Genomic DNA, 16,278 nt, shown 5'->3' on the forward strand with positions numbered 1-16,278 from the left:
CGGAATGCTTTGACTTCCCGGACTGCTGCCTTATCTCCCCGGTGAACAGACGCTCGGGGCCGCTCCGCCCGGGCCGCACGGAATCACATGACCGACACGCCGCTCGACCTCATCCGCAACTTCTCGATCATCGCCCATATCGACCATGGGAAGTCGACGCTCGCCGACCGGCTGATCCAGCAGACCGGGGCGCTGACCGCGCGCGAGATGAAGGAGCAGGTGCTCGACAACATGGACATCGAGCGCGAGCGCGGGATCACCATCAAGGCGCAGACGGTGCGTCTGGCGTACCCGGCCAAGGACGGCAAGACCTACGTCCTGAACCTGATGGACACGCCGGGGCATGTCGACTTCGCCTATGAGGTGTCCCGCTCCCTCGCTGCCTGCGAGGGCTCCCTGCTGGTGGTCGACGCCTCCCAGGGCGTCGAGGCGCAGACGCTGGCCAACGTGTACCAGGCGATCGACGCCGGGCACGAGATCGTGCCTGTCCTGAACAAGATCGACCTGCCCGCTGCCGAGCCCGCACGCGTGAAGCAGCAGATCGAAGACGTGATCGGCCTCGACACCTCCGATGCCGTCGAGATCAGCGCCAAGACCGGCCTCAACATCGAGGGCGTGCTGGAGGCGATCGTCACGCGCCTGCCGCCGCCCAGGGGCGACGCCGCCGCCACCACCAAGGCGCTGCTGGTGGACAGCTGGTACGACGCCTACCTGGGTGTGATCATCCTGGTGCGGGTGAAGGACGGGCACCTGCGGAAGGGCCAGCGCATCCGCATGATGTCGTCGGGCTCCGTCCACACCGTCGAGCAGGTCGGCGTCTTTGCGCCGAAGCTCACGCCGGTGGAAAGCCTCGGGCCGGGCGAGATGGGCTACCTGACGGCGGCCATCAAGACCGTGGCCGACACCAATGTCGGCGACACCATCACCGACGACCGCAACCCGGCGGTCGAGCCGCTGCCGGGCTTCAAGCCTTCCATCCCCGTGGTGTGGTGCGGCCTCTATCCGGTCGACGCCGACGATTTCGAGAAGCTGCGCGAGAGCCTGGCGAAGCTACGGCTGAACGACGCGTCCTTCCACTACGAGACGGAGACCTCGGCCGCGCTCGGCTTCGGCTTCCGCTGCGGCTTCCTAGGCCTGCTGCACCTCGAGATCATCCAGGAGCGGCTGTCGCGCGAATTCGACCTCGACCTGATCGCGACTGCGCCGTCGGTCGTCTACAAGATCCACAAGACCAACGGCGAGAGCTTCGAGCTGCACAACCCGGCCGATTTCCCCGACGGCAGCGTGATCGACCACATCGAGGAACCCTGGATCAAGGCGACGATCATGCTGCCGGACGACTACCTCGGCCCGGTGCTGACGCTCTGCAACGACCGCCGCGGGCAGCAGGTGGAACTCACCTATGTCGGCGCGCGCGCCATGCTGGTGTACCGCCTGCCGCTGAACGAGGTGGTGTTCGACTTCTACGACCGCCTTAAGTCGGTCAGCCGCGGCTACGCGTCCTTCGACTACCAGATGGACGGCTATGCCGAGGGCGACCTGGTGCGCATCTCGATCCTGGTGAACAACGAGCCGGTGGATGCGCTGTCCTTCATGGCGCATCGCGCGCAGGCCGAACGCCGCGGCCGGCAGATCTGCGAGAAGCTGAAGGAACTGATCCCGCGCCAGTTGTTCAAGATTCCGATCCAGGCGGCGATCGGCGGGCGCGTCATTGCGCGCGAGACGATCTCCGCCCTGTCGAAGGACGTGACCGCCAAGTGCTACGGCGGCGACATCAGCCGCAAGCGCAAGCTCCTGGAAAAGCAGAAGGAGGGTAAGAAGCGCATGCGGCAGTTCGGCAAGGTCGAGATCCCGCAATCGGCCTTCATCGCCGCGCTGAAGATGGACGCCTGAGCCGCAGGGGACGAAAGGGCGCTTGACTTTCCGACGCCCGCTGCGCGATGGCGACGCCGGCCGGCGGGTGGATGCGTCCGGCCGTTCAGGAAAGCGATCCCCCCATGCCGTTCGTCACCCGCCGCGCCCTGGCGGCGCTGGCCCTCGCGCCTGCCGTGCTTGCCGCCCCGGCCCTGGCACAGGGCACCTTCCCCGCCCGCCTGGTCACCATGATCATCCCCTTCGCGGCCGGCGGGCCGACCGACACGGTCGGGCGGCTGATCGCCCAGGCCATGGGCGCCGACCTCGGCCAGCCGGTGGTGGTGGAGAATGTCGGCGGTGCCGGCGGCACGCTCGGCGCGCAGCGCCTGGCGAATGCCCGGCCGGACGGGCACACCATCCTGCTGCACCACATCGGCATTGCAACGATTCCGACGCTGTATCGTCGCCTCGCCTACGACCCGATCAACGCCTTCGAGCCGCTCGGCATGGTGACCGAGGTTCCGATGACGCTGATCGGCCGCCGCAACATCGAGGCGAACAGCCTGGCCGAACTGGTCGCGCTCATCCGTCGGCGCGGCGAGAACCTCAACTACGCCAATGCCGGCATCGGCGCGGCGAGCCACCTGTGCGGCCTGCTGCTGATGAAGGCTGTGGATACGCGCATGACCACGGTGCCCTACCGCGGCACGGGCCCCGCGATGAACGATCTGGTCGCCGGCACGGTCGACCTGATGTGCGACCAGACCACCAACACGACCGAGCAGATCCGCGCCGGCACGGTGCGCGCCTTTGCGGTGACGACGCCCGAGCGGGTCTCTGCGCTGCCGGACCTGCCGACTGCAACGCAGGGCGGGCTCCAGGGCTTCGAGGTGAGCGTCTGGCACGGCCTCTATGCGCCGCGCGGCACGCCGGCGCCGGTGATGGAGCGACTGAACCGCGCGCTCGTGGTCGCGCTCGGCAACGAGGGGGTGGCGCGCCGCTTCGCCGACCTCGGGACCGCGCCGGTGCCGGCCGAGCGCGCCAGCCCCGCCTTCCATCGCCAGTTCTGGATGGCCGACATCGCGAAGTGGCGTCCGCTGATCCAGGCGGCGGGGCAGTTCGCGGACTGATCCCGGACGCACGAAGGCGTCGCCTTCGTGTCCACCGGCCGCCTTGGCTTCGCCGGACTTCCGACGGGCCGCAGTCGCGGCCTCGGCCCTTCGGGCCGCAGGTCGGAGATGCGTGCGCGGCTGATCAGGTGCCGGGGCGCCGGGCGGATCGTCCCGCGTCACCATCCTGCAGGTCGCGCCGCGGGAAGGTCAGGATCCGCGCGCACAAAAAAACCGCCGGTCCCGATCCCTCGGAAGCCGGCGGTTTGATTGGTGGAGCCAAGGGGAATCGAACCCCTGACCTCTTGAATGCCATTCAAGCGCTCTCCCAACTGAGCTATGGCCCCCCGGGAAGAGGCGCGCGGTATAGCCTTCGCTTCAGACCGCCGCAAGGGGGGCTCGACCCCTTTCGGCGGGCGGCGCGGAAGGCTAGGGAGAGGGCGTCATGGCAAGGATCGGGAGTTCCCATGGGCAAGGTCTATCCTGACGCGAAGGCGGCGCTCGCGGGCGTCCTGCGCGACGGCATGGTGATCCATTCGGGGGGCTTCGGCCTTTGCGGAATCCCCTCCCTGCTGATCGAGGCGATTCGCGACAGCGGCGTGAAGGATCTCACCGTCGTCTCCAACAACGCGGGCATCGACGATGCCGGCCTCGGGCTGCTGCTGAAGACTCGCCAGATCCGCAGGATGGTCAGCAGCTACGTCGGCGAGAACGCCGAATTCGCCCGCCAGTACCTGGCCGGGGAACTCGAGATCGAGTTCAACCCGCAGGGCACGCTGGCCGAGCGCATCCGCGCCGGCGGCGCCGGCATCCCCGCCTTCTTCACCAAGACCGGCGTCGGCACCGAGGTGGCGAAGGGCAAGGAAACGCGCGAATTCGACGGCGAGACCTACGTGATGGAGCGCGGCATCTTCGCCGACCTCGCGATCGTGCACGCCTACATGGGCGATACGGAAGGAAACCTCGTCTACCGGAAGACCGCGCGGAACTTCAATCCGATGATGGCGACGGCGGCGAAGGTCACGGTCGCGCAGGTCGAGCACCTGGTGCGCCCGGGCGAGCTCGACGCCGACCACGTCCACACGCCCGGCATCTTCGTGAAGCGGATGGTGATCTGCCCGCCGGGCTTCGAGAAGCGGATCGAGCAGCGCACCGTCCGCCGCCACCCCGCGCCCGCCGCCGGCCCCGACCACCTCCCGCGCTGACCGAGGAGAGACGCACATGCCCTGGACCCGCGACGAGATGGCGGCCCGCGCCGCCCGCGAACTCAAGGACGGCTACTACGTCAACCTCGGCATCGGCATCCCGACGCTGGTGGCGAACCACGTGCCCGCGGGCATGAACGTGCAGCTGCAGAGCGAGAACGGCATGCTCGGCCTCGGCCCCTTCCCGTACGAAGGGGAGGAGGATGCCGACCTGATCAACGCCGGCAAGCAGACCATCACGCAGCTGCCGACCAGCTCCTTCTTCGATTCCGCGCAATCCTTCGGGATGATCCGCGGCGGGCATATCGACCTGTCGATCCTGGGCGCGCTGCAGGTGGCGGCGAACGGAGACCTCGCCAATTGGATGATCCCCGGCAAGATGGTGAAGGGGATGGGCGGGGCGATGGACCTGGTCGCCGGTGTGAAGCGCGTGATCGTGCTGATGGAGCACACCGCTGGCGGCAAGCCGAAGCTGCTGAAGTCCTGCACCCTGCCGCTGACCGGGGCGCGGGTGGTGGACGTGGTGATCACCGACCTCGGGGTGTTCGAGGTGGCGCGGAAGGGGCCGGAGCGGCTGGTGCTGACGGAATTGGCGCCGGGCGTGAGCCTCGAGGAGATGCGGGAGAAGACCGAGGCGACATTCGAGGTGGCGTCGAAGGCGGCGGCCTGAGGCGCTCCGTCAGCTGCCGTGCGGCAAGGGTCGATAGGGCAGCGGCGCGAACCGGGTCCCGTGCAGCATCACCTCCTGCCAGACGCCGCCGGTCATGTAGGGATCCGATGCCAGCCACGCCCGCGCGGCCTCGTCGGTCGCGTGGCGCGTGACAGCGATCGATCCGCGCATGATCCCCGTCTCGTCCAGGATCGCCCCGCCCATCGCGAGCGTGCCGTCGGCCGCCGCGGGCAGGACGCGCGCCAGATGCGCCTCCCGCACCGCGATGCGCCGTGCCGCCGCGCCTTCGTCGGTGCCGTCCAGCGCCACGATCACGGTATGCGTCCGCGTGGCGGAGATCGGCTCCCCCGGCTGCGGCAGCGCCCGGTAGGGCAGCGGCGCGATGCGGAAGGGATGTGCCTCCCAGCGCGCCCAGACGCCCTCCGTCGCGAAGGGTTCGTCCGCCAGGTAGGCGTCGAGCCCCGCCTTGTCCGGCACGTCCAGCACCATCAGCGACCCCGCCGGCTGCCATCCGGGCGTGAAGAGCGGCACGCCGAGCGCGAGCCGCCCATCCGCCGCCCAGCGCGTGATGACCGCGAGGTGCCGGTCGCGCGACGCCGCGCGCCGCGCCGGATCAGGCCCGTCCCAGGCGATGATGGCATACCCCATGGCGCGTCTTCCTCCAGGCTTGCGACGTCGTGGATGCTCGCACGCGCGGCGCGCGGCGTCAGCCGTGTCCGGCCAACGGCCGGTACGGCAGCGGGCGGAACAGCGTAGCGTGCAGGATGACATCGCAGCGCGCGAGCGCCGGCTCAGTCGCGATCCAGGCGGCTGCCTGCGCGTCGTCCCGATGCGTCGTGACACCAGGATGGCGCCCGGCGCATCCTGGGTCCTCGCGGCGAAGATGAGGTGGCCGCGCGCCGCCATGGCGCTGAGTCCGCCGGGCTCCGCCTCCCCGGCTGCGAACAGGATGGTGTCGCCGCGGCGCGGCACCGGCGGTGCAGCGGGCGCAGGCCAGCGCTGCCAGGGCAGGGACGGGATGCGAAGCGGCCGTATGGCGATCTCCTCCCACACCCCGCCGGCCGCGAAGAACTCCCGCGCGAGACAGTCCCCGACCGGACCGGCCGCGATCATCAGCGACCCGCGGGAGCGCCTGTCCGGCGCATGCGGCGGCAGTCCGAACAGCAGGGTGCCGTCCCGCGCGAAACCCTCGATGGCGGCGATGTGCCGGTCGCGAAACGCAGCGTGGCGCGACGGGTCCGCCCCTTAGCGCCCGATCACCGCGAAGGCCGGCAGCGCCTCAGTACATGTGCTGCCCGCCGTTGATCGACAGTGTCGACCCCGTGATGAAGTCCGCGTCGTCCGCCGTGAGGAACACGACGCCGCGCGCGATGTCGTAGGCCGTGCCGAGCCGGCCGCGCGGAATGCGCGCGATGATCTTCTCGAGCACGTCGGGCGGCACGGCGCGCACCATTTCGGTGTCGACGTAACCGGGCGCGATCGCGTTGACGGTGATCTGCGTGCGGGCGCCTTCCTGCGCCAGCGCCTTGGTGAAGCCGTGGATGCCGGACTTGGCGGCGGCGTAGTTTACCTGGCCGTACTGCCCGGCCTGGCCATTGATCGAGCCGATGTTGACGATGCGGCCGAACTTGCGCGCCGTCATGCCGTCCCAGACCAACTTGCACATGTTGTAGCAGGAACCGAGGTTCGTATCGATCACCGCGTCCCACATCTCGCGCGACATGCGCTTCATGGTCGCGTCGCGCGTGATGCCTGCGTTGTTCACCAGCACCTCGACCGCGCCGACCTCCGACTCGATCCGCTTGATGGCGGCGGCGCAGGATTCATAGTCGGCGACATCGAACTTGTAGCAGGGGATTCCGGTGCGCTTCGTGAAGGCCTCTGCCGCCTGGTCGTTGCCGGCATAGGAGGCGACGACCGTTCGCCCGGCCGCTTGCAGCGCCTCGCTGATCGCGGCGCCGATCCCCCGCTGGCCTCCGGTGACGAGTGCGACGCGAGCCATGGCTTCTCTCCCTGTTCGTATGGCGGGACCTGCGCTTCATCGGCCTGCGAGGCGGCGCGGTCCTTGACGACGATCAAAACCCGCCTGCGCGACGCGCGCCAGGGGGGAATGCATACGGTGCCGTCGTAGGCGCGCTCAGCCCGGGGTCGCGCCCGAAGCCCGCACCACCGGCGCCCAGGCGGCGATCTCCGCGCGCACGAAGGCCTGCGCGTCATCGAGAAAGAGCCTGCCGGGCAGCGTCGCGGTCTCGGCGTAGCGGCGCGCCACCTGCGGCGCGGCCATCGCGTCCCGGATCGCGGCCGCCAGGCGTTCCTGCAGGGCGCGGGGCGTGCCCGCCGGCGCCGCGATCCCGGCCCAGCCATCGGCAATGATGTCGGGGAAGCCGCTCTCGACGAAGGTCGGGATATCGGGGAAATCCGCGATGCGCTCGCGCGTGGTGAAGGCGAGCGCGCGCAGCGTGCCGGCGCGGATATGCGTGGACGCCGCCGTGAGGCTGTCCATCACCGAGGGCACGACCCCCGCGATCGCATCGGTGGCCGCCTGCGCGCCGCCGCGATAGGGGATGTGCTGCAACTCGAACCCCGCCACCTGCGCGAGCCTGAGGCCGACGAGATGCGGCACCGAACCGATGCCGCTGGTGGCATAGGGAATTCCGTTCGGCCGCTTCGCCGCGGCGATGAAGTCCGCCAGCGTGCGCAGTGGCGTCTGGGGGTTCGCCAGCAGCAGGTACGGCGTGCCAAGGATGGTCGCGATGTGCGCGAAGTCGCGGTCCGCGTCCCACTGGATCCGGTCGCGGTAGAGCGTGTTGCCGACCGCCATGCCCGAGATGGTGGAGATCAGCAGCGTCGTCCCGTCGGGTGCCGCGCGTGCGACGAGCCCGGTGCCGAGCGTCGCCCCGGCGCCCGGCCGGTTCTCGACGATCACGGTGGTTCCGAGCCGCCGGCCCATCTCGTCCGCGATCAGGCGCGCGATGATGTCGGTGGTGCCGCCGGTGGCGAAGGGCACGATCAGTCGCACCGGCCCGGGATAGGGCTGCTGCGCGATCGCCGGCGCGGCAATCAAGGCGGGCAGGGCAAGGAGGCGGCGGCGGGCGATCATCGGTCGGGCTCCGGCGGCAGGGTCCGACACCCGTCTATCCTGCCGCCGCCCGCTCGGGAACGCCCTTCGTGCACGCCCCTGGTCCGGGGCTGTGCCCGGGGCCTGCCGCCCCGGGCGCTCAGGTCACCGGCCGCGGCGCGACGTGGCGACGGTGGCCGCCGCCTTCTGGCGGTCGAGCGCCGCGAGGTCGGCCGCGAGGTAGCCCCGCAGCGTCTCGGCCGTGTCGATCGTCGCCTCGGAGGACCGCTCGGCGCGCCCGATGTGGAGCGCCCAGTCGGCACGCACCGTCTGGGCGCGGCCGGCGAACCAGGCATCCCGCGCCTCGGCCGAGGAGAAGGAGGCCGGCGGCAGGGCGACCGTCACGTCGTAGAAGCGACGCACTCGGCCGGTCTCGCGGTCGATCCGGTGGTTGACCGCCCCGACCGGGCCGGTCGGCTGGTGATGCTGCACGCCGAAGTCGCGCAGCGGGCGCAGCGTCGCGGTCGTCTCGAGGCGGCCGGGCGCCGCGCAGCGCACCTCGGCCGGGCTGTTGCCGCGGGCGAGGGTGACGTTGGCCGGCGTAGCTGCGATCTCTGCCACCTGGGCGCCTTCGCGCGTGACGACGCAGCGCGCGCCGGCCGGCTCGGAGGCGACGACGATGGTGCCGTTCCAGGCTTCTGGACGCTGCGCGCCGTCGAGCGCGCGGTTGTCGAACTGGATGTGGGCCGTGCCGCAGCCGGCCAGGAGGAGCAGCCCGACAAGGGCGGGAGCCGCCGACGGGATGCGTGCCTGAGCGAGGATGTTGAAAGCCATGGAGGAGGTTTCCCTACGCGATAAGCCGTTCGTTCAGGCAGAGCGCCTCAACACAAAAATTGAAAATAAACTAACTTTTAAGATTTTCTAGATGAAACTTTGTCCCGGCGTCACTTTTTTCCGGGCCTCTGGGCCTCTGGGCCTCTGGGCCTCTGGGCCTCTGGGCCTCTGGGCCTCCAGCGTCCACGGCCGTTTCGTCCGCGGCCGTCGCGTAGGGGACGAGCCCGGCGGTACGGAACGTTCCGCTCCGCGAGGGCCGGGTGCGACCTCGCGCTGCGCGCCCCGGGCAAGTTCTCTAAAGGAGGCGGTATTCTATGGCCTGCCATAGCCGGACGTCGCGGCCGTGACCCGCGACGCGCCCCGCTCCGAGGCCACAGCCTCAGCGGAGCGACAGCACCGCCAGCATCACCACGCCGAGCGCGATCCGGTACCAGCCGAAGGGCGTGAAGCCGATGCGCCCGATCACCGCAAGCACGGCGCGCACCGTGAAGAACGCCACGACGAACGCGGCCACGAAGCCGACGCCGATCTGCCCGAAGGCCGAGACGTCGATCTCGGCGCGCGCCTTCCAGAGCGAATAGACGGTCGCGGCAGTCATCGTCGGGATCGCGAGGACGAAGGAGAATTCCGCCGCGGTCTTGCGGTCCACCCCGATCAGCAGCGCGCTGATGATCGTGGCGCCCGAACGCGACGTGCCCGGGATCATCGCCAGCGCCTGCCCGCAGCCGATCAGCAGGGCCGCGAGCGGGCCGATCTCGGGTACGGACCGGATGGTGGGCTCCGGGCGCGCGCGCTCGATCCAGATGATGACCACGCCGCCGAGAATGAGGGCGACGCAGACCACCCAGGGGCTGAACAGCAACCCGGTGATGGTGCCGTGCAGGGTGGCACCGATCACCGCGGCCGGCAGGAAGGCGAGAACCAGGTTCACCACGTAGAACCGCTGCAGCCCCGGCCGCCACATGTGCAACAGCAGGTCGAGGATCAGGTGCCGGTAGATCACCACGACGGCCAGGATCGCGCCCAGCTGGATCGAGATCTCGAAGGTCTTGCCCGGCGGGCCGCGGAAGCCGATCAGCTCGCCGAGCAGGATCAGGTGGCCGGTCGAGGAGATCGGCAGGAACTCGGTGAGCCCCTCCACGAGTCCCATGAGAAGGGCGGCGAACAGGGAACCGAAATCCATGGGGCATCCGACTCGACAGGTGTCGGCAGGGTAGTCGCAGCGTCTCGTGGCGGGAATCGGGCGCCCCGAACCGCGCCGACAGGCCCTGGTGCACCGAGGGGCCGTCGGGGAAGCGACCGCGGACCCTCCGCGATGGACGCCTGCGGCCGGGCCCCGGGCAGGGAGAGTGCGGCCCGAGGCTCACGCGTCGGGCCGCGGGCTCCTTGTGCCTCGGGTCAGGACCGGCTCATCGCTGCGCCGCGGCGGGGAAGGCGAAGTTGTCGAAGGAATTCTCCGCCACCCGGAACCACTGGTAGGATTCGTTCCGGTAGGGCTGGTAGCTCTCCCAGATCTTCTTGAACCGGGCGTTGCGGCCCGAAGTTTCGTCGTAGACCTCGTGCGCGGCGCGCCAGGCCGCCTGCATGACGTCGCGCGGCCAGAAGCGCAGCTGCGCGCCGGCGGCGACCAGGCGGCGCAGCGCCAGCGGGTTCAGATGGTCGTAGCGCGCCAGCATCTCCATGTCCGCCTCGCCGCAGGCCACCTCGATCGCGTGCTTGTAGGCGTCGGGCAGCGCGGCGAAGGCGGCGCGGTTCGCCATGAAGTGCAGCCGCGCGCCCGGCTCCCAGAAGCCCGGCGCGTAGTAGAAGCGGGCAACGCGCACGAAGCCGAGCTTCTCGTCGTCATGCGGGCCCACGAACTCGACGGCGTCGAGCGTGCCGCGCTCGAGCGAGGGGTAGATGTCGGCCGCGGCAACCTGCGTCGGTGCGGCGCCCAGGCGCTGGAACACCTGCCCCGCGAAGCCCGCGATGCGGAACTTCAGGCCGTTCAGGGCCGCAAGGTCGCGCACCTCGTTGCGGAACCAGCCACCCATCTGCGCGCCGGTGTCGCCGGCGGGGAAGGAGGTGATGTTGTATTCGCCCATCAACTCGGCGTTCAGCTCGCGCCCGCCGCCGTGCCGGAACCACGCATTGTACATGCGGTTGTTCAGGCCAAAGGGCAGGGCCGTGAAGAAGGCGAAGCCCGGCTCCTTGCCCACGTAGTAGTAGGGCGCGGTGTGCGCGCATTCGACGGAGCCCGACTGCACCGCGTCGAGCGCCGCCAGCGGCGGCGCGATCTCGCCGCCCGGGAAGGCGGTGATGCGGAACTTGCCGTCGGTGATCTGGCCGACGCGGCGGCAGATGCTCTCCGCCGTGCCGAACAGCACGTCGAGGTTGCGCGGGAAGGACGAGGTGAGGCGCCAGCGCACCTCCGGCATCGTCTGCGCCAGGGCGGGCGCGGCCAGGGCGACGGGCGCGGCGGCGGCCGCGGCCCCCATCAGTGCACGGCGGTTCATGCGTGGGTTTCCTCCGGGAACGCAATCCAGCCACCGGACATAGGCGAAACGCGCTGCGCGGGGAAGGATCACGCGGGCGCCGGGCGGGGCGGACGTGCCTCTGTCGCGGGCGGGCCGCGGCCGCGCAGCGCATAGGCCATCTGCACGGCGCCCGCGAACAGCCCCATGCCGACGCCGAGTTGCCAGGCCAGCACGTAGTCCCCGTTCAGGTCGAACAGCACCCCGCCCCCGAAGGCGCCGAGGAAGGAGCCGAGCTGGTGCGACATGAAGGCGATGCCCTGGATCATCGCCTGGAAGCGCAGCCCGAACATCTCGGCCACCAGCCCCGCCACCAGCGGCGCCACGCCGAGCCAGAGGAACCCCATGACGGCGGCGAAGACCAGCGTCGATGCCTCCGAGGGCGGCCACGCGAAATAGAGGCCGAGCACCAGCGACCGCACCAAGTAGATGCCGCCCAGCAGCGCCGCCTTGTTCCACCGCCCGCCCGCCCAGCCGAAGAACAGCGAGCCCAGCACGTTGAACCCGCCGATCAGCCCGAGCGCCTTGGCCGAGAGCATCGGGTCCTGCCCGCAGAGCGCGAGGTAGGACGGCAGGTGCGTCGTCAGGAATACGAGCTGCAGGCCGCAGACGAAATACGCCCCGGCCATCACGAGGAAGGGGGCATGCGTCATCGCCCGCGCCAGCGCCACCCCCATGCGCGGGCTCTCGCCGGTGGCGAGGGGCGGCACCGGGATGCGGTCGACGCGCCCGGCGATCCAGGCCGCGGGCACCATGGCGAGGCCCAGCACCAGGAACCCCAGGACGCCCGCGCGCCAGCCCCAGCCTTCCGCCAGCAGCTGGCCGATCGGCGCGGCGATCAGCGCCCCCACCGACCCCGCCGCCGAAACCACGCCGAGGGCCGTCGAACGCAGCGCCGCCGGCACCGGCCGCGACGCCACGGACAGGGCCATGCCGGTGGCGGTGCAGGCGAGTGCCAGGCCGATCAGCAGCCCGGCGCCCAGCATCAGGGCCAGCGCCCCCTGCGCCGCGGCCATGAGGCCGAGCCCGGCGAGGTATGCGAGCACGCCCGCCACCAGCACCGGGCGGAACCCCCAGCGCGCGGCGGCCGCGCCCGCGAAGGGCTGCAGGATGCCCCAGGCCAGGTTCTGCACCGCGATCGCCAGGGTGAACTCGGCGACGGCGATGCCGAGGTCCTGGGTCGCCGGCGCCATGAAGAGGCCGAGGCTCTGCCGCAACCCCATCGCGAGCGAGAGCATCACGGAGACGCCGATCAGGATCGGCAGGGCGGGGCCACGCATCCTCTACCGTGGCGCGGCGGACCGCGCCGCGTCGAGCGGGATCGCCATGCGTGCGCCGCGGGCGGCCATGCGCGGCGACGCGCCCGCGCGTGGCGCCATCAGGCGCAGTCCGTCGGCAGGCCTAGTTCGGCACACCACGCGATGGCGGCCTCCTCGGCTTCCCGGTCGGCCGTCCGCAGCAGGTCGAGGAAGGCCTGCTCGGCCTCCCCGATGGCGCGGCCGCGCGGGCGTATCACGCCGGGATGCACCGAGACCCAGGGGGCGCGCCAGGGCAGTGCAACGACCTCCCCGTGGCGCAGCGCGGCGGCGGCCACGGCGATCGTGACGGGCAGCACCGCGTCCGAATGCGGCGCGGCGCGGAGCGCGACGGTCGGGCTTTCGTGGATCAGCGCCGGAAAGGCGGCGTGAACGGCGCCATCGGCCCGCGCGGCACGGCGCGCCTCGGCGAACGGGGCCTGCACCTCGGACGGGATGCGCCCGATCAGCACCATGGGGAAGGCCTGGATCTGGGCCAGGCCCAGGTTGCTCCGGCCGGCCAGAGGATGCCCGGGGCGCACCACGAACACGCCGGGCTGCGGACGCAGCCGCTCGACCTCGAACTCCGGCTCATCGCCGGCGCTCCGCAGGTCGAGCAGGCCGATCGGTGCCTCCCGGTCGAGCACCATGCGCGGCACCTCCGCCCAGTTCGCCGAGACGAGCCGGATGCGCACGCGCGGATAGAGCGCCAGCATGCGTGAGGCGGCCGTGAGGCAGATGGTCTCCGCCACGAAGTTGCCGGCCACGATGTTGAGGTCCCGCGTCTGGTCCCCGCGCGCCGCAGCGGCATGGCGGTGGAGGCGATCGATCCGGCCGAGGATGTCGGCGGCGTCGGCCAGCACGGCGCGTCCGAGATCGGTGACGATGGTGCCGCGCGCGCTCCGTTCGAACAGCGTGCCGCGCAGTCGGGCCTCGAGCGCCGAAAGCTGCCGTGTGAGCGCCGGTTGCGTGATGCCGAGCACGCGTGCCGCCCGCACGAGGCTCCCATGTTCGTGAACCGCCTGCACGAGGCGGAGGTCGCGTACCTCGAACATATGCCTCCGCGGGCAAGCTCAACTTGTCGAGACGGCATTGGGCGCCGCCGTGTTCCCTGTGCAATCCATATTACGTGCCCGCGCCATCGCGGGCCAATCGCGATGAAGGGTCCGTACCGAATGCGCGACGACCGCGCCTGTGCCGCCATGGCGCTCATCCCCGGCGGCACCTTCCTGATGGGGTCCGACCACCATTATCCGGAGGAAGCGCCGCAGCACCCGGTGAAGGTCGGGTCCTTCGAGATGGCGGCGACCACGGTCACGAACGCCGAGTTCGCGCAGTTCGTTGCGGAATCGGGATATGCCACGGTCGCCGAGCGGCCGCTCGACCCCGCGGCCTATCCGGGTGCCGATTCTGCGATGCTGGTGCCGGGCGCGCTGGTGTTCCGCATGACCGACGGCCCGGTCGATACGCGCGACATCTCGAACTGGTGGCATTGGACGCCCGGCGCCCATTGGCGGGCGCCCGAGGGGCCGGGCAGCGATGTCGCGGGGCGGGAGGACCATCCCGTCGTCCATGTCGCCTTCGAGGATGCCATGGCCTATGCGACCTGGGCCGGCGCCGACCTGCCGACCGAGGCCGAGTGGGAATTCGCCGCCCGCGGCGGCCTCGATGGCGCCGAATTCGCCTGGGGCGACGAGCTGACACCGGACAACAGGTTCCTCGCGAACACCTGGCAGGGACCGTTCCCTTGGCGCAACTTCGCCGCCGACGGCTTCGAGCGCACATGCCCGGTCCGGTCCTACCTGCCGAACGGCTACGGGCTGTTCGAGATGTGCGGCAACGTCTGGGAATGGACCACCGATTGGTGGGGCACCCGTCACCAGGCCGACCCGACCAAGCCATGCTGCGCGCCACAGAATCCGCGCGGCCCGGCGGTCGAGGGCTCCTTCGATCCCGCCCAACCCGCGATCCGCATTCCGCGCAAGGTGGTCAAGGGCGGGTCCTTCCTCTGCGCGCCTTCCTATTGCCGGCGCTACCGCCCCGCGGCGCGCCACGCGCAGATGGTGGACACCGGCATGAGCCACATCGGCTTCCGCTGCATCCGCCGCGACAAGACGACACCACAGGGAGAGAACGCATCATGATGAAGACACCTTCGCGCCGCGGCATGCTGTTGGGCGGCGCCGCCGCGGCGGCCGGCGGCATCCAGCTGGCCCAGGCGCAGCAGCGGCCGGCGGCGCCCGCGCAGGCCGCGCAGCAGGCCCCGCAGGGGCGTCCCAACATCCTCGTGATCTTCGGAGACGATGTCGGCTGGTCCAATATCTCGGCCTACAACATGGGCATAATGGGCTACCGCACGCCCAACATCGACCGCATCGCGCGCGAAGGCGCGATGTTCACCGACGCCTATGCCGAGAATTCCTGCACCGCCGGCCGCTCCGCCTTCATCACCGGGCAGAGCCCGATCCGCACCGGCCTGTCCAAGGTCGGCCTGCCGGGCGCCGCCGAGGGCATGCGGGCGGAGGATCCGACCATTGCCGGCCTGCTCAAGGCGATGGGCTATGCGACGGGACAGTTCGGCAAGAACCACCTCGGCGACCGCGACGAGCACCTGCCGACGATGCACGGCTTCGACGAGTTCTTCGGCTCGCTCTATCACCTGAACGCCGAGGACGAGCCGGAGAACCCGGACTATCCGCGCAACCCGGAATTCCGCCGGCAGTACGGCCCGCGCGGCGTCCTCAAGACCTGGGCGAACCCCGACGGCACGCAGCGGATCGAGAACACCGGCCCGCTGACCATGCGCCGCATGGAGACGGTGGACGAGGAATTCCTCGCCGCGTCGCTCGACTTCATCGAGCGCCAGCACCGCGCGGGGAAGCCTTTCTTCACCTGGTTCAACTCGACGCGCATGCACATCTGGACGCGCCTCAAGGCCGAGAGCCGGGGGCGCACCGGGCTCGGCGTCTATGCCGACGGCATGGTGGAGCATGACGGGCATGTCGGGCAGCTGCTGAAGAAGCTCGACGACCTCGGCATCACGCAGAACACCATCGTGATCTACTCGACCGATAACGGCGCCGAGGTGATGTCCTGGCCCGATGGCGGCTGCACGCCCTTCCGCGGCGAGAAGGCGACCGCCTGGGAAGGCGGCTTCCGCGTGCCCGCCGCCGTGCGCTGGCCAGGCCGCATCGAGCCCGGACGGGTCATCAACGACATATTCTCCCACCAGGACTGGCTGCCGACGCTGCTCGCCGCCGCGGGGGACGCGGACATCAAGCAGAAGCTGCTCGCCGGCCACCGGGCCGGCAGCAGGACCTACAAGGTGCACCTGGACGGCTACAACCAGCTGCCCCTGCTGACCGGCAGCGGCCCCGCCGCGCGGCACGAGATGTTCTACTTCACCGATGACGGGGACCTCGCCGCGCTGCGGTACGACAACTGGAAGGTCCATTTCATGATCCAGGAGAACCATGGCCTGCACGTCTGGGAGCGGAACTTCACGCCGTTGCGGCTGCCGATGCTGTTCAACCTGCGCTCCGACCCCTTCGAACGCGCGGACGAATCCTTCGACTACGGGCGCTGGCGGGTGGAGCGTGCCTTCGCCTTCGTGCCGGCGCAGGCCTTCGTCGGCCGCTTCCTCGCGACCTTCCAGGACTACCCGCCGCGCCAGGCGCCCGGCAGCTTCAGCCTGGGCGATGCGATGGCACGGCTGAGGAGCAGCGCGTCGGGTCGCTGAT

General features: G+C 70.4%; 14 protein-coding genes and 1 tRNA gene. 6 read left to right on the forward strand and 9 right to left on the reverse strand.

All coding sequences use genetic code 11. From position 1 onward, the window contains the following. The first annotated feature begins 87 nt into the window (after nucleotides 1-87). Entirely contained in the window at nucleotides 88-1,893 is a 1,806-nt protein-coding gene (gene lepA / locus E8M80_RS19815; RefSeq protein WP_137127459.1) for a translation elongation factor 4, read from the forward strand. Nucleotides 1,894-1,997: 104 nt separating this feature from the next. Next, the gene (locus E8M80_RS19820; RefSeq protein WP_137127460.1) at nucleotides 1,998-2,984 is read left to right on the forward strand and encodes a tripartite tricarboxylate transporter substrate-binding protein; all 987 of its coding nucleotides are present in this window, start codon (nucleotides 1,998-2,000) and stop codon (nucleotides 2,982-2,984) included. 250 nt (nucleotides 2,985-3,234) lie between these two features. Here the strand turns inward: E8M80_RS19820 and E8M80_RS19825 are convergent. Continuing rightward, a tRNA-Ala gene (locus tag E8M80_RS19825) sits at nucleotides 3,235-3,310 on the reverse strand. Nucleotides 3,311-3,430: 120 nt separating this feature from the next. Here E8M80_RS19825 and E8M80_RS19830 point away from each other — a divergent pair. Then, nucleotides 3,431-4,168, forward strand: coding sequence for a CoA transferase subunit A (locus E8M80_RS19830; RefSeq protein WP_137127461.1), 738 nt, complete (start codon nucleotides 3,431-3,433; stop codon nucleotides 4,166-4,168). Between the two features lie 16 nt (nucleotides 4,169-4,184). Further along, on the forward strand, nucleotides 4,185-4,838 hold the full coding sequence (locus E8M80_RS19835; protein ID WP_137127462.1) for a CoA transferase subunit B: 654 nt from the start codon (nucleotides 4,185-4,187) through the stop codon (nucleotides 4,836-4,838). A 9-nt stretch (nucleotides 4,839-4,847) separates the two neighbouring features. On the opposite strand, the gene E8M80_RS26090 is transcribed toward E8M80_RS19835, so the two are convergent. From E8M80_RS26090 to E8M80_RS19875, 8 genes are all read right to left on the reverse strand, one after another. Next, complete coding sequence (locus E8M80_RS26090) at nucleotides 4,848-5,486, reverse strand: YciI family protein (RefSeq protein WP_170979519.1); 639 nt, start codon at nucleotides 5,484-5,486, stop codon at nucleotides 4,848-4,850. A gap of 631 nt (nucleotides 5,487-6,117) precedes the next feature. Further along, nucleotides 6,118-6,840, reverse strand: a complete 723-nt coding sequence (phbB, locus tag E8M80_RS19845) for an acetoacetyl-CoA reductase (protein ID WP_137127464.1) — start codon at nucleotides 6,838-6,840, stop codon at nucleotides 6,118-6,120. Nucleotides 6,841-6,975: 135 nt separating this feature from the next. Next, nucleotides 6,976-7,938, reverse strand: a complete 963-nt coding sequence (locus E8M80_RS19850; protein WP_137127465.1) for a tripartite tricarboxylate transporter substrate binding protein — start codon at nucleotides 7,936-7,938, stop codon at nucleotides 6,976-6,978. A 123-nt stretch (nucleotides 7,939-8,061) separates the two neighbouring features. Continuing rightward, nucleotides 8,062-8,730, reverse strand: coding sequence for a hypothetical protein (locus tag E8M80_RS19855; RefSeq protein ID WP_137127466.1), 669 nt, complete (start codon nucleotides 8,728-8,730; stop codon nucleotides 8,062-8,064). A gap of 379 nt (nucleotides 8,731-9,109) precedes the next feature. Next, entirely contained in the window at nucleotides 9,110-9,913 is an 804-nt protein-coding gene (locus E8M80_RS19860; protein ID WP_137127467.1) for an undecaprenyl-diphosphate phosphatase, read from the reverse strand. 226 nt (nucleotides 9,914-10,139) lie between these two features. Continuing rightward, nucleotides 10,140-11,225, reverse strand: coding sequence for a TRAP transporter substrate-binding protein (locus tag E8M80_RS19865; protein ID WP_137127468.1), 1,086 nt, complete (start codon nucleotides 11,223-11,225; stop codon nucleotides 10,140-10,142). A 68-nt stretch (nucleotides 11,226-11,293) separates the two neighbouring features. Further along, nucleotides 11,294-12,523 (reverse strand): MFS transporter, encoded by a 1,230-nt coding sequence (locus tag E8M80_RS19870; protein ID WP_137127469.1) that lies wholly within the window; start codon nucleotides 12,521-12,523, stop codon nucleotides 11,294-11,296. Between the two features lie 98 nt (nucleotides 12,524-12,621). Further along, on the reverse strand, nucleotides 12,622-13,593 hold the full coding sequence (locus E8M80_RS19875) for a LysR family transcriptional regulator (protein ID WP_137127470.1): 972 nt from the start codon (nucleotides 13,591-13,593) through the stop codon (nucleotides 12,622-12,624). A gap of 120 nt (nucleotides 13,594-13,713) precedes the next feature. Here E8M80_RS19875 and E8M80_RS19880 point away from each other — a divergent pair, with 120 nt between their 5' ends. Both E8M80_RS19880 and E8M80_RS19885 read left to right on the forward strand, forming a co-directional pair. Then, on the forward strand, nucleotides 13,714-14,682 hold the full coding sequence (locus E8M80_RS19880) for a formylglycine-generating enzyme family protein (protein WP_170979520.1): 969 nt from the start codon (nucleotides 13,714-13,716) through the stop codon (nucleotides 14,680-14,682). Next, entirely contained in the window at nucleotides 14,679-16,277 is a 1,599-nt protein-coding gene (locus E8M80_RS19885) for an arylsulfatase (RefSeq protein WP_137127472.1), read from the forward strand. Before E8M80_RS19880 ends, E8M80_RS19885 begins: the two co-directional genes overlap by 4 nt. The last annotated feature ends 1 nt before the right edge of the window (nucleotide 16,278 follow it).

The organism is Roseomonas sp. HF4 (assembly GCF_005222755.1).
Lineage (GTDB): Bacteria > Pseudomonadota > Alphaproteobacteria > Acetobacterales > Acetobacteraceae > Neoroseomonas.

What these genes read in the sequence shown, in the direction of transcription:
- E8M80_RS19855 (WP_137127466.1), bottom strand. Translation starts at nt 8,730, where the DNA reads ATGGCTTTCAACATCCTCGCTCAGGCACGCATCCCGTCGGCGGCTCCC.
- E8M80_RS19870 (WP_137127469.1), bottom strand. Translation starts at nt 12,523, where the DNA reads ATGCGTGGCCCCGCCCTGCCGATCCTGATCGGCGTCTCCGTGATGCTC.
- E8M80_RS19875 (WP_137127470.1), bottom strand. Translation starts at nt 13,593, where the DNA reads ATGTTCGAGGTACGCGACCTCCGCCTCGTGCAGGCGGTTCACGAACAT.
- E8M80_RS19885 (WP_137127472.1), top strand. Translation starts at nt 14,679, where the DNA reads ATGATGAAGACACCTTCGCGCCGCGGCATGCTGTTGGGCGGCGCCGCC.
- E8M80_RS19820 (WP_137127460.1), top strand. Translation starts at nt 1,998, where the DNA reads ATGCCGTTCGTCACCCGCCGCGCCCTGGCGGCGCTGGCCCTCGCGCCT.
- E8M80_RS26090 (WP_170979519.1), bottom strand. Translation starts at nt 5,486, where the DNA reads ATGGGGTATGCCATCATCGCCTGGGACGGGCCTGATCCGGCGCGGCGC.
- E8M80_RS19865 (WP_137127468.1), bottom strand. Translation starts at nt 11,225, where the DNA reads ATGAACCGCCGTGCACTGATGGGGGCCGCGGCCGCCGCCGCGCCCGTC.
- E8M80_RS19835 (WP_137127462.1), top strand. Translation starts at nt 4,185, where the DNA reads ATGCCCTGGACCCGCGACGAGATGGCGGCCCGCGCCGCCCGCGAACTC.
- phbB (WP_137127464.1), bottom strand. Translation starts at nt 6,840, where the DNA reads ATGGCTCGCGTCGCACTCGTCACCGGAGGCCAGCGGGGGATCGGCGCC.
- E8M80_RS19830 (WP_137127461.1), top strand. Translation starts at nt 3,431, where the DNA reads ATGGGCAAGGTCTATCCTGACGCGAAGGCGGCGCTCGCGGGCGTCCTG.
- E8M80_RS19850 (WP_137127465.1), bottom strand. Translation starts at nt 7,938, where the DNA reads ATGATCGCCCGCCGCCGCCTCCTTGCCCTGCCCGCCTTGATTGCCGCG.
- E8M80_RS19860 (WP_137127467.1), bottom strand. Translation starts at nt 9,913, where the DNA reads ATGGATTTCGGTTCCCTGTTCGCCGCCCTTCTCATGGGACTCGTGGAG.
- E8M80_RS19880 (WP_170979520.1), top strand. Translation starts at nt 13,714, where the DNA reads ATGCGCGACGACCGCGCCTGTGCCGCCATGGCGCTCATCCCCGGCGGC.
- lepA (WP_137127459.1), top strand. Translation starts at nt 88, where the DNA reads ATGACCGACACGCCGCTCGACCTCATCCGCAACTTCTCGATCATCGCC.